The sequence below is a fragment of the Corynebacterium efficiens YS-314 genome (assembly GCF_000011305.1).
In the GTDB taxonomy this organism is placed as follows: Bacteria; Actinomycetota; Actinomycetes; order Mycobacteriales; family Mycobacteriaceae; genus Corynebacterium; species Corynebacterium efficiens.
On sequence record NC_004369.1, the window covers coordinates 2,833,824 to 2,846,181 of the forward strand.

Annotated in this window: 9 protein-coding genes, 1 tRNA gene and 1 pseudogene; 9 read left to right on the plus strand and 2 right to left on the minus strand. The window is 64.6% G+C overall.

The window, feature by feature from the left end; all coding sequences use genetic code 11:
- The first annotated feature begins 47 nt into the window (after nucleotides 1-47).
- The 4 genes from CE_RS13195 (at nucleotide 48) to CE_RS13210 (ending at nucleotide 3,719) form a co-directional block, all read left to right on the plus strand.
- A tRNA-Gly gene (locus tag CE_RS13195) sits at nucleotides 48-121 on the plus strand.
- Nucleotides 122-333: 212 nt separating this feature from the next.
- Complete coding sequence (locus CE_RS13200; protein ID WP_006768969.1) at nucleotides 334-2,142, plus strand: BCCT family transporter; 1,809 nt, start codon at nucleotides 334-336, stop codon at nucleotides 2,140-2,142.
- A gap of 108 nt (nucleotides 2,143-2,250) precedes the next feature.
- Complete coding sequence (locus CE_RS13205; protein ID WP_049783658.1) at nucleotides 2,251-2,733, plus strand: substrate-binding periplasmic protein; 483 nt, start codon at nucleotides 2,251-2,253, stop codon at nucleotides 2,731-2,733.
- Complete coding sequence (locus CE_RS13210; RefSeq protein ID WP_011076034.1) at nucleotides 2,730-3,719, plus strand: cation diffusion facilitator family transporter; 990 nt, start codon at nucleotides 2,730-2,732, stop codon at nucleotides 3,717-3,719. The genes CE_RS13205 and CE_RS13210 overlap by 4 nt, the downstream gene beginning before the upstream one ends.
- 7 nt (nucleotides 3,720-3,726) lie before the next feature.
- On the opposite strand, the gene CE_RS13215 is transcribed toward CE_RS13210, so the two are convergent.
- A complete protein-coding gene (locus CE_RS13215) occupies nucleotides 3,727-5,427 on the minus strand; it encodes a VanW family protein (RefSeq protein ID WP_011076035.1) in 1,701 nt (566 codons plus the stop codon).
- A gap of 348 nt (nucleotides 5,428-5,775) precedes the next feature.
- Between CE_RS13215 and CE_RS13220 the strand changes: the two genes are divergently transcribed.
- Nucleotides 5,776-6,660 (plus strand): hypothetical protein, encoded by an 885-nt coding sequence (locus CE_RS13220; RefSeq protein WP_006768964.1) that lies wholly within the window; start codon nucleotides 5,776-5,778, stop codon nucleotides 6,658-6,660.
- Nucleotides 6,661-6,673: 13 nt separating this feature from the next.
- Here the strand turns inward: CE_RS13220 and CE_RS13225 are convergent, their stop codons facing one another.
- Nucleotides 6,674-7,864 carry a glycoside hydrolase family 3 N-terminal domain-containing protein gene (locus CE_RS13225; RefSeq protein WP_006768963.1) on the minus strand — a complete coding sequence of 397 codons (1,191 nt, stop codon included), beginning with the start codon at nucleotides 7,862-7,864 and terminating at the stop codon, nucleotides 6,674-6,676.
- 127 nt (nucleotides 7,865-7,991) lie between these two features.
- Between CE_RS13225 and CE_RS13230 the strand changes: the two genes are divergently transcribed.
- From CE_RS13230 to CE_RS13245, 4 genes and pseudogenes are all read left to right on the plus strand, one after another.
- Entirely contained in the window at nucleotides 7,992-8,459 is a 468-nt protein-coding gene (locus tag CE_RS13230) for a universal stress protein (RefSeq protein WP_006768962.1), read from the plus strand.
- 21 nt (nucleotides 8,460-8,480) lie between these two features.
- Nucleotides 8,481-8,678, plus strand: a pseudogene (locus tag CE_RS13235) (DUF2613 domain-containing protein); the annotation flags it as partial.
- Between the two features lie 83 nt (nucleotides 8,679-8,761).
- Nucleotides 8,762-11,773, plus strand: coding sequence for an alpha-(1->3)-arabinofuranosyltransferase domain-containing protein (locus tag CE_RS13240; protein WP_006768960.1), 3,012 nt, complete (start codon nucleotides 8,762-8,764; stop codon nucleotides 11,771-11,773).
- Between the two features lie 90 nt (nucleotides 11,774-11,863).
- Nucleotides 11,864-12,358 carry a GNAT family N-acetyltransferase gene (locus CE_RS13245; protein ID WP_006768959.1) on the plus strand — a complete coding sequence of 165 codons (495 nt, stop codon included), beginning with the start codon at nucleotides 11,864-11,866 and terminating at the stop codon, nucleotides 12,356-12,358.

Here is a 12,358-nt window from a genome sequence, read left to right on the forward strand (position 1 = left end):
CCCCCGGCACCGACCTGCTATAGTAATCAGGTGGTCGCAAGACCAGTGCCGGTGTAGTTCAATGGTAGAACCCCTGCTTCCCAAGCAGGCGGCGCGGGTTCGATTCCCGTCACCGGCTCCACGTATCAATACGGTTGCCCCTGATCCCAGCGAGGTGGGATCAGGGATGGTTTTTCGTCGAAAAGCATTCTTTAGACAATCGTTATACACAGGAAAAGCCCAGCTTCTGCCGGGTTTTTTCCTATTTTTATGCCCGGGGGCGGGTGACACTCCCATATGAAGTCGGTACAGATGGATGAAACGTCCAATAACCGAATCACGTGAGGATCCCCCATGCTGACACGTCTGGCCCAAGCACTTCGTCTGAAGACTGACCCGGCGGTGTTTTTCTCCTCGGTGGGCATCATGGTCGCGTTCGTGATCATCACCATCGTCGCCGGTGATACCGTCTCGGATGTCTTCGGCACCGCCTCCGACTGGCTCCTCACCAACCTGGGGTGGTTCTACGTTCTGGGTGTCACCGTCTTCCTCATCTTCCTGGTTCTCATCGCCGTCAGCCGTTTCGGTCACGTGCGCCTGGGCGCGGATGATGAACGCCCCGAATACTCCACACCCGTATGGTTTTCCATGCTGTTCGCCGCGGGTATCGGCACGATCCTGATGTTCTGGGGTGTCGCGGAACCGATCTCCCACTTCGCCAACCCGCCGATCGGCAACACCGAACCGGAGTCCGTGGAGGCCGCCAACCAGGCGATCGCGCTGACCCATTACCACTTCGCATTGCACACCTGGACGATCTTCGCCCTGCCTGCGCTGTGTTTCGCCTACTTCATCTACAAGCGCAAGATGCCCCCGCGGGTCAGTTCCATCTTCTCCCCGCTGCTGGGTTCGAAGGTGTACGGGCCGATCGGCAAGACCATCGACGTGGTGGCCCTGATCGGTACCGTCTTCGGTGTGGCCACCTCCGTGGGCCTGGGCACCCTGCAGATCAACGCCGGTCTGGGTGAGCTTTTCGACGTCGAGGTCTCACCCATGGCTCAGCTCGTCATCATCGTGGCAGTTACCTCGGTCGCGTCGGTCTCGGTGGCACTCGGCCTGGACCGTGGCATCAAGGTCCTGTCCAACATCAACATCCTCATGGCCATCGCCCTGCTGATCTTCGTCATCCTGGCCGGGCCAACCGTGCTCATCCTCAAGGGCACCTTCGAATCAGTGGGCACCTACCTGCGCTGGCTGCCTGAGCTGGCATTCTGGAACAACACCATTCCCAACAGCCCCGAGAATGAGACCTGGCAGAACACCTGGACGGTGTTCTACTGGGCGTGGACCATCACCTGGTCGCCTTTCGTGGGCATCTTCATCGCCCGCATCAGCCGTGGCCGCACCATCCGCGAATTCGTCGCAGGTGTCCTCGGCCTGCCGGTGATGTTCTCCCTGCTGTGGTTCGGCGCCTTCGGCACCGCCGCATTCAACATCGAGCGCAATGGTGAGGGTGGTCTGGTCAACCGCGTGGTCACCGAGGGGGACATCCCGGGTGCACTCTTCGAGTTCCTCTCCAACTACCCGGCGGCCACCTTCGTCTCTGGCGTGGCAATCCTCATCGTCATCATCTTCTTCACCACCTCGGTGGACTCCGCGGCGATGGTCACCGACATGATCGCCTCCGGCCAGGAACCGCGTTTTGCCCCCACCCATCAGAAACTCATCTGGACCGTCCTCATGGGCACGGTGGCGGCGGTGCTGCTGGTCGCCACCGGCGCGGGTGGACTCACCGCACTGCAGCAGACCATCATCGTGGTCGGCCTGCCGTTCTTTGTCATGGGCTTCATCCAGATGTACAGCCTGTGGGTGGCACTGAAGAACGACGCCGGTGTCGCCGTCCCGGTGGTCACCCGGCAATGGGAGCCCGCTACCGACCCTGAGGCTTGGGAGAAGAATGAGGCTGTGGCCTCTCCTGAACCCATCGGCCCCATCCACCACATCCCCGATAGAGATGTCGAGGATCCCGTCAACCCGGCGGTCATCGGCGCGGTGCTTGAGCAGATCCAGCATGGTGATGAGGATGATTACGACAACCGTGTGAAGTATGTTGAGATCTCCAGCCCGCGGGTACCGGAGGATGACAAGGACCAGGACAGATAACCCGGACAGCACCTAACCTGTAAGAAAACAGTTCCTTGCCGGCACATATCGGTCTTGCTGTTCTCAGCCCTCTCCTCACTGCTGAGCTGCTGGCCTATGCTGGGTCGCATGACTCGTCTGTTGCTGGTAAAGGCAGCTTTGCTGGGCGCAGCTACCGTGTTGTTGAGTTCCTGCTCCACCATCTCTGCGAATATCCCAGCGGATTCGGCAGGGACCCTGTCCCGGGTCGAGGACGGCACCCTGGTGGTCGGTGTCTCCGAACATCCCCCCTGGACCGAAGTCTCCGACCAAGGAGAATATTCAGGCTCCGAGGTTGATCTCATCCGGGGGTTCGCCGAACACGTCAACGCCGAGATCGAATGGCAGCAGGGCCCTGAATCAGTCCTCGCCGAACGCATCAAGAACAGTGAGGTGGACGTGGTGATCGGGGGGCTGACCGATTCCTCACCGTGGTCCTCCCATATGGCCCTGACCCGTCCCTATGCGGAGATCGACGGGGAGAAGATGGTCATGGGCACCCCACTCGGGGAAAACGCCTTCCTGGTGGAGCTCGAGCGCTACCTGGCCGAAGAATTGGGGGAGACACAATGAGAGCATCACGAAGCCCCGGGCCCGGATCCGGTGTGGGGCGACTTCCCGCGCAGCAGCAGGAAATACTGCGCAAGGCGGTCCGATATGAGTGGATCACCATCGGATCGATGATCATCATCGTCATCATGGTCGGGCTGGTGGCCGGTCAGTCCCAGGCGATGAAGAGTGCCTGGTCGGAGGACATCATCTCCCTGGTCCCACCCATCGCCTTCCTGGTGGCCACCCGCATCATCCACCGGGTACCCACACGTAACTATCCCTATGGGCCACACCGCGCCATCGCGGTCGCCCACCTGGTGGCGGGTGTGGCATTGTTCACCATGGGATCCTTCCTGGTGTACGAATCCGTTCCCGCGCTGCTATCGGGCGAGAAGCCACCCATCGGCGTAATGGTGCTGTTCGGTATCGACTTCTGGTCCGGGTGGCTGATGATCGTGGTCATGGCCCTCAGCGCCATACCACCTGTCATTCTCGGCCATATCAAGATCAAACTGGCCAGGGAACTGCATGACAAGGTGCTCTACGCCGATGCGGACATGGCGAAGGCCGACTGGGGAACCGCCCTGGCGACCATCATCGGTGTCGCGGGCATCGGTGTGGGCCTGTGGTGGGCAGATGCCGTCGCCGCGCTGGTGATTTCCCTGTCCATCCTCAAGGACGGTGTCTCCAACATCAGGACGGCGGTGCTGGATCTGAGTGATGCGCGCGCCACCAGCTATGACGGCAGGCATCCACATCCACTGGTCGGGGAGGTCGAGGACCTGGTCCGGGATGGGATGGACTGGGTGGAGGTCGCCCGCGCCCGGGTCCGGGACCAGGGACATGTCTTCCACACGGAGATGTTCGTGGTCCCCCGGCCGGGACATCACCCGACGCTGGAGGAACTGCTGGCCGTGCGCCATCTCATCGAGGGCCTGGACTGGAAATTCCAGGACGTGGTCGTGGTGCCGGTCAGTCACCTCGACCCGCACCAGGTCCCGCGGTGATCAGCATCTAGGAACAGATCACATTCGGCTGGGGATCGTAGACGGTGGTGACGGTCTCCCGGGTGATCTCATTGCCCGCCAGGTCCCGGATGACCCGGGTATCCGAGGTGGTGAAACCCGGTGCACCGGAGGACGGGATGCACTCATCATCCGAGACGCGGAGCGTTGACGGCTGGGTGGGGGCCCAGCGGCCGTTGTTGATGGACTGCACCTCACGGATGTTCACACCCTTGATCCTGACCGTGACGCTGTTGTCCCCCATCTCCGCTTCGATCATGACGGGGTACGGGGTGTCATTGCGGAACTGCAGGTCGATGGCACCGTCATAGATGGTGGCCTCACGGCCCGCCGGATACCGGGAGATGTAGTAACTGTGCGGGGTGTGGGTGATGTCCTCCAGGCCGGCGAAATAATAGGCGTTGTACAAGGTGGTGGCGAACTGGCTGATGCCGCCACCGATGGCGGTGCCGGAACGGCCCTCGAAAATGATGCCGGAATCAACAAACCCCTGGGCTGCCCCACGTGGCCCGGTGAAGTTGTTGAGGGAGAAGACATCCCCCGGCGACACCACCGCACCGTTGACCATCTCCGCGGTAAGCCGGATGTTGGTGCCGGAGGCCGGGGAGAAACCAGTGGTGGTGAACTCCCCCATCACCTCGTTGAAGGTGGCTGCCTGGGCATCGGCGGCGGTGAAGGTTGCCACGGTGTCCACATAGACCGCATCGACCTCACGGGGGCCATCCCACACCAGGCCCGCCTCCAGATCCGCCAGGGTCTGGTCCCAGTCGATCTCATGACCATCAACCTCCGGTGTCACCACGCGGGAGCCGGAGGTGAAACTGATCTGCGCGTTCTTCGGCTCCGTCTCCGTCTCGGCCAGGGGCTCGGCGAGGATCTCCTGCGCCAACTCCCGGTTGACCTCCACCCGGATATCACCGTCGATCGCGGGGAAGGTGACGATCTCCCCCATTCGTTCAACAGGCAGGACACCCTGTACGCCCTCATCACCGCGCACGACGAAGGGACCTGACACCGCGCGGGCGGCGGGGCCGTCGACAAGCTCCTCGATGCGGTCCTGGCTGATGGGGGCGGGTACCGCCACGGGTTCGACCTCCACACCCTCCGGGTCGAGCCAGTAATCGGTGACCCTGTCCTCCAGAACCGCACGGTCAACCGCCTGTCCCTCGAGTGAGGGGTTGGAGACAACCGCACCATTGTCGATGGCCACATTGCCGGTCACCGGTTCGCGGTAGAGCTCGCCCATCATGCGGTCGAGGGTGGGGCCGAACAGCACCGGATCCACGATGCTGACGATCGGGGCCTCGGTCTCCGTGAACAACCCTGTGATACGGGCAATCGGGTTCCAGGACTGCTCGGGAACACCGGCGGCGGTCGCCTCCCAGTCGATGCCCAGGCCGGAGGTCGCCGGATCGAACTGGGTGGTCGCCTCCCCCGCGATCACGGTGACCGGTTCGGTGTACACCGAGTGCAGCTCCGTCTCCAGGGTCTGGCGTGCTTCCTCATGGGTCATGTTGGAGATGTTCACGCCACCGACGGTGGTGCCCCGCGGAATGCGGTCCTTGGACAGCATGACATCAGCGAGGTACACCAGGGCAGCGATCAACACCAGACCGAGCAGCACACCAACGACGATGCCACCGGTCCGGTTACGCGCCCGACCTGAACCATGATTACCGGAAACTTTCACAAACCAAGGCTATCGCCGTGCTACCGATTTTCCTACTCAAAGGGTGGGGATACCGGCAGGCTCCGGGGGAGGACCCCTGCGTCCCCCTGCCGCTGCTCCTCACCACGCCATCGACCCCCGGAGCACCGGGAGGGCAGCCCGGCCTCCACCTCCACCCCGTTCAGGGTCAACCGGGGGCCCACATCTGGGTCATCCGGGGGTTTCCCGGGGGCCAACCGGGGCTATGCAGCGATAGAAATAGTCCCGGACCGCCCCCGTTAGAGATCTGAATCACTATTATTGTTTCCACAAAGAAATATGACGTTGTTCACTTCGTTGATATCTCTTCCCTCCGACCAAGGACATCCCATGCCCACCTCATCCGGGAAATCGTCTCTCCCCGGTATCGTCACCACCGTCCTGATCCTCATCGTCCTGGTGACCGTGGGTATCACCGTGATGGTCATGAGGAGCGCGGACCCCAACCGTACGGACTCACCGGACTCCGGGATATCCACCCTCTATACCGGTGACCCGGCCACCACCCGGGATGCACCCACCGGCCCGGTCCCGGCCCCCGTCCCCGAACCCGGGACCGTCGCCGACGAGATGGACACCGCTCCCCCACAGACCCCGGATGGCCAGGCCCCTGTGCCCAACGGCCCCACGGTGATCCGTTATGTCTCTCCGCTCGACCGCGCCGGCACCGTCCAACCGGGGTGGCGACGCATCGATGACCTCGGGGTGCAGAACGTCGGGTGCCACACCGCGGAGGTGAGCATCCACGATGATGTCTACACCTGTGGGGAACCTTCCCCGGAGACACAGGTCTGTTTCCCCTCCGTCAGCAGGGGCCAGTCCTACTGCGCGATCAGTCCCTTCACCACCCAGTATGTGACCGCCACGTTCACCGGCCCCACCCGGGAGATACCGAGCAGGGATCCACACCCCTGGGGTGTGGTGCTGGAGGACGGTCGACGCTGCGTGGCCGGCCAGGGCGGTGACTGGGGTGTGCGTGCCGACGGCCACCGGGGTGCCTACTCCTGCAACGGCATCGGCCCCGAGGTGGTGCTCTCCCACGGGGAAACGCCCGAGATCTTCGATGTCAGTCGTGACCGGTGGACCGTGAAGGTGGGTGAACTGGGTCTGCCGGGTGATTCCCTGCCCCCACCCCGGACTGTCGAGGTCACCGAGGTGTACTACGCAGCCTGGGCCAATGAGGGCGCCGATAACTGGGGACGCACCCCCTACTGACCGTCCGCAGCGCCTACTGCTCCGGGATGTGCTGCATCTGCACCCTGAGCGCGGACTCCAGCATCTGCTCACGGGGATACTCCCCGCTGGTCACGGCGGCATCGACACGGTCGATGGCGGCCGACAGGGAGAAGAAATCTATCCACAACGCCTGATCCGCGCCCGCCCGGAGGGAGGCCAGCACCGCCTCCGCGGGGCTGTGGGTGGCCGCGATCGCACTCATACCGGACAGGTCGTCGGTGTACACCACCCCGTCATAGGGAACCCCACCGGGATAATCACCGGTGCGCAGCAGCTCATAGGTCGCGGGGTCCAGGGTGGAGGGCACACCGTCGGTCCCCAGCCCGGGGACAACCATGTGCCCGACCATGACTGCCCCATCCGTCTGTTCCAGGGCCGCCCCATAGGGGATGAGGTCATAGGTCTTCATCTCATCCAGGTGCGGGGTGACCACATCCTGGGTGTGACTGTCACCGCTGGCACGCCCGTGGCCGGGGAAATGCTTGAACACCGGGATGATCCCGGCGTTCTCCAGGCCCCGGGCGAAGGCGGTGGCATAGGTAGCGGCGATCTCCGGGTTGTCGGAGAAGGACCGGTCCCCCACCACGGGCAGCCCCCAGGCATCCACATCCACCACAGGCGCGAAGTTGACGTTGATCCCATGGGCGGCCAGACCGGTGCCGAGGATCTCCGCGAGGTCCTCCACCTGTTCCGGGGTCATGGTCTGGGCCATCACCCGGGGCGCGGGGAAATCCCCGAGCAGGTGGGTGGCACGCTGGACACGGCCGCCCTCGAAGTCGATGCTGACCGAGAAATCCCGGCCGACGATCTCACGCAATGCCACGATGTTCCGCCCCGGTTCGGTGAGCAGATTCTCATCGGTCCAGGATCCGATGAAGATCCCGCCCGCCCCCTGGTTGAGGGCCTCGAGTGCCTGATCGAAATTGCCCACCCCGACCATCATCAGGGATGCCACCTGAGCACGCTGGTCGGTGGGTAGCTGGGCCCGGGCGAGGTCCTCACGCGTGGGCGCGGGAGGCTCACTCGAGGTGGTCGTGGAGGAGGATGGTGCCGGGGCCTCCGGGGCCGCTGCCGAACCGGTCTCGCTGGAGGGCTGGGAGGTAGGCGTCGACAAGCTCCCGTCAGAACAACCCGCCAGGAACAGGCAGGCGAGGAGGACAATGGCGAGGGGTTGCTTCAGCACGGTTACCCACTATAGGAACAGAACATGAGTTTTTCTTAATCCTTTCCCGCGACCGGGCTAAGCTGGATCGCACTGTCCTCGAGTACCAGCACCGAGCACCAGCACAGAGACCGCGGAGGAACGCATCATGCCGGAGAGCCCCGAGACCACCATGCTCATCGCCTATGACGGGTCCGCCGAGGCCCGTCGGGCGCTGGAATACGCGGCCCGCCTGCTGCGGCCCCGGAAGGTGGAGATCCTCACCGCGTGGGAACCGCTGCACCGTCAGGTTGCCCGTGCGATCACCCTGACCCAGGTCAGCGCCGATGATGAGGACCCCGCCTACCTGACCGCACGCGATCACTGCCGCGAGGGCGTGGCCCTGGCGGAATCCCTCGGACTGCAGGCCCGCGCCCACATGGTGGAATCCGCCACCGCGATCTGGAGCGCCATCGTGGATGCGGCGGTGGAGCTGCGCCCCGATGTGATTGTCACCGGTACCCGGGGCATCACGGGGTGGAAATCCCTGTGGCAGTCCTCCACGGCCGACAATGTGGTGCACCATGCCGGCATCCCCGTTTTCGTTGTTCCACCATTGGCTACCGACGGGGACTAGCTGGTAGTCTCGACACTCGTCATGGCTTATGAAACTGATTCACTAAACCGTCGCACGATCGGTCCCGCGGTCGCCAGTGCGGTGGTGGGCATTGCCCTCGGCGCTGTCGCCGTAGCCGGTGTGTCCGTGCTCGCGGGGCAGGACACCGTCCCCTCCTCCAATGCGGTGACCGCCGATGATGCCCTGCTCGGTGGTCCCGAATACGGTTCCCGCCAGGCGGCTCAGGTCGGCGAGGCAACCCAGGACGGCGAGTCTGCCGCCTCCGGCCAGTTCGACTGATCCACCCTGGTCGAGGCTGGTCCATGAAACGGCTGATCGCCGGTGTCCACGTTCCCGCCTGGCTGATGCTGGGTCTGCTGGTCTTCCTGCAACCCGTCGGGCAGGTCGCCGCGGACACCAAACTGGATCTCACCCTCAACCCCGCCGGGTTCCTCGCTGGTGCCCTGCACGCCTGGACCGATGATTTCACCCTCGGGCAGCTGCAGAACCAGGCCTATGGGTACCTCTTCCCGCAGGGTCTGTTCTTCCTCCTCGCCGATCCGCTGCCCGACTGGGTTGCACAGCGGTTGTGGTGGTGGCTCACCCTCGGCGTGGGCTTTTCCGGCTTCTACCTGCTGGTTTCGTGTCTGGGGATAGGCTCAGTTCCCCTGCGCGTCATCGCCGCCACCCTCTACGCGCTCTCCCCGCGCACCCTGACCACCCTGACCGCGATCTCCTCGGAGACCTGGCCGGCGATGGTGGCTCCGTGGATCTGCCTCCCGCTGCTCCATAGGCGTATCGACGCCCGCTCCATCGCCCTCTCCCTCATCCCGGTCGCGATGATCGGCGCGGTCAACGCCACCGCCACCCTCGCCGCCCTCATCCCCGCGGCGCTCATCCTCGCTTATCGACGCCAGTGGCTCCCCGCCGTGCTCTGGTCCCTGGGTGTCCTGGCTGTCAACAGCTGGTGGATCGGCCCGCTGCTGGTGCTGGGCCGGTATGCCCCGCCGTTCACCGAGTTCATCGAGAGCGCCGCCGTGACCACCAACTGGTTGAACCCGGTGGAGATCCTACGGGGCACCACCAGCTGGACGCCATTTGTGGACACCGAACGCCAGGCCGGGTATCTGCTGGTCAACGATCCGCTGTTTGTCATGCTCACCGTGATCGTTGCGGCGCTCGGGCTGGCTGGTCTGGCGCTGATGAGACGCCGCGGCCTCTGGGTGTTCATGCTGGCCGTGGGCCTGCTCATCCTGGGTGCCGCCCAGCTGGAACCGGTCCGTGACTTCCTCGACGGCCCCGGCGCGGCGCTGCGCAATATCCACAAATTCGATCTGCTGGTGCGGATGCCGTTGATGGTGGGTGTGGCGGCGCTGGGCACCCACGTGGGCGTGCCGCGGACGCTGCACCCGGGGCGTCGAGAAGCAGTCGGCATCATGGTGGTGCTGGTGGCGCTGGGGTCGGTGGCACCCGCGTGGTCCGGGCGTCTGCTCCCCGTGGGCACCTGGGATGAGGTGCCGTCCTACTGGTACGAGGCCACAGACTTCATCAATGACCACGCCTCCGGGACCCGCACCCTCATCCTGCCCGGTTCCCCCTTCGCCCGACAGGACTGGGGATGGACCCGCGATGAACCCGCCCAACCCCTGCTCGAGGTGCCGTGGGCTGTCCGCGATGCGATCCCACTGGTTCCCCCGGAGGCGATCCGTGGGCTGGACGGCCTGGAGGACTCCCTCTCCGATGAGGCACTCAAACGCCTCGGTATCGGCGCGGTGATTGTGCGCCATGATCTCCTGGCCGATCCGGACACCCCCGAGCTCGATGCGGAGAAGCACACCTTCGGTGAGGTGGATGTGTATCTGCTGGATACTGAACGAGACATGTGGCTCAGTGACGTCGATACGCCCACGGTGGCCGGCGGCGGGGAGATCCTGTCGCTGCTGGACACTCTCGGCGGCCACTCACCGCGCCGGCTGGTGGAGTCCGATGCGCTGATCGTCACCGACACCCCACAGCTGGTGGGCACCAACTACGGCAACGGGGATTCCTCCGCCGCGCTGGCGGATCAGTCCGAGACCGAGGTGCGCAACCGCATCGTGGACTACCCTTCCGCCGGGCCGATGACGAAGGTGGAGACGCAGGGCTCCATAAGCGTGTCCTCCTCGGCCTCCGATGCGACAAGTTTCGGGGGATCGAACCCGGGCAGATCCCCCAATGCGCTGGTGGATGGCCGTGTCGCCACCAGCTGGTATCCCACCCCGGGGGATCTCAACCCCTGGGTGGAGATCACCGGTTCCGGCACCGGGGTGGAGCTCATCCCGGCCGATGATGTCACCGTGACGGTCCGGTCCGGCGAGTCCGTGATCGTGCGGGAACTCAAGCGACGCGAACCGGCCACCTTCGTGCTGCCGGAGGCGTCGGCACGCATCGAGCTCGACCGCTACGCCGGGATAGCCGAGATCACCATGGACGGGCTGTCGCGCACCATCACCGTCCCAGACACCTCCCCCGGTGTGCAGCAGTTCGTGTTCCAACGTCTCACCGTGCCCACCCCGCACCTGGACCGCGCATTCACCGTGCCACGGGACATGACCGTCACCGTCGCCGCCGAGTCCTGCCACAACATCCAGCTCAACGACGAGTGGATCGACTGTGGCCCCCTCGACCTGCCCCGTGGCGAGTACCTCCTGCGCACCACCTCGCAGTGGGTGACCCTCACCGACACCGCCCCCGCCGCCACCGCGGTGCCCACCGGCACCACCATCGGGGCCTCCCCGGTGGACAGGTTGCTACTCACCTCGCGCGCCTCCAACCCGGGCTCGCGTGCGCTTCTCGACGACCAACCCCTCACCCCCACCACCATCGACGCCGCAGCCCAGGCCTTCATCATCCCCGCAGGCAGCTCCGGGGAGGTGACCTTCTCCTTCGCAGGTGAACGCCCCTACCGCATCAGTTTGTTCGCCGGCGCTGGCCTGGCCTTGTGTGTTCTCCTGGGGTGCCTGGCAACCATCCGACGCCCCCATCGCCGCGAGTTCTGGCAGGACCCGGACAACGCCCCCGCCGCGGTGTTGTTGCTGATCCCCGTCCTGGGCTGGTGGTTCATCCCCGCTGTGGCCGCGTGGCTGATCCCCCGCGTCACGCTCATCCCCCGCTGGGTCATGGCCTCGGTGCCACTGACCATCGCTGGCCTGTGGTTGGCCCAGGCCCCGTGGCCCTCTGCGACCTACCCCGGGGATTCCCCGGCCCTCACCCTCCTGGCTGGCATCTCGGTGGTGGCGGTGTATGCGCCAGTGGGGCGCTGGAGGCGGGCCGGTGCGGCAGATGTTGTCCTGTGAGCAACCCCGCGCTCACAGGACAACAGCTGTCGAAGCAGCCTCGGTACGATATCCCCATCCACGCCCCCTAGAACACCGGAGGATCCACCGATGATTACTCGCCCCATCGAGCAGCGGGATAATGCGGCGGTGCGGGAGATCATCCGTGAGTCGCTGGAATCACATGGGCTCGCCATCCCCGGTTCGGCGTATTTCGATCCCCAGCTCGGTGAGCTCGCCCAGTTCTATGACAGTCTTCCGCACGCCGGTTACTGGGTGGTGGAGGTGGAGGGCCGTGTGATGGGTGGTGTCGGCATCGCCCCCTTCGGCATCGCCCCCTTCGGCACCGCCATCTGCGAGCTGCAGAAACTCTATCTGCGTCCCGAGGTGCAGGGGCGCGGTCTGTCCCGTCTGCTTATGGACGAGGCCCTGTCCTTCGCGGCCTGCCACTATGGGCAGTGCTATCTGGAGACCACCCACTCACTGCGCACCGCGTGCATTCTGTATGAGAAATACGGCTTCCGGTTGCTGCCGGAACCGCTACCCGGGTCAGAGCACTCCGCCATGGATGCGTGGTACCTGAAGGATCTCGAACCGCATCCGTGA

Excerpts from the sequence above, each read along its gene's own strand:
- CE_RS13200 (WP_006768969.1), top strand. The coding sequence starts at position 334 with ATGCTGACACGTCTGGCCCAAGCACTTCGTCTGAAGACTGACCCGGCG.
- CE_RS13205 (WP_049783658.1), top strand. The coding sequence starts at position 2,251 with ATGACTCGTCTGTTGCTGGTAAAGGCAGCTTTGCTGGGCGCAGCTACC.
- CE_RS13210 (WP_011076034.1), top strand. The coding sequence starts at position 2,730 with ATGAGAGCATCACGAAGCCCCGGGCCCGGATCCGGTGTGGGGCGACTT.
- CE_RS13220 (WP_006768964.1), top strand. The coding sequence starts at position 5,776 with ATGCCCACCTCATCCGGGAAATCGTCTCTCCCCGGTATCGTCACCACC.
- CE_RS13230 (WP_006768962.1), top strand. The coding sequence starts at position 7,992 with ATGCCGGAGAGCCCCGAGACCACCATGCTCATCGCCTATGACGGGTCC.
- CE_RS13240 (WP_006768960.1), top strand. The coding sequence starts at position 8,762 with ATGAAACGGCTGATCGCCGGTGTCCACGTTCCCGCCTGGCTGATGCTG.
- CE_RS13245 (WP_006768959.1), top strand. The coding sequence starts at position 11,864 with ATGATTACTCGCCCCATCGAGCAGCGGGATAATGCGGCGGTGCGGGAG.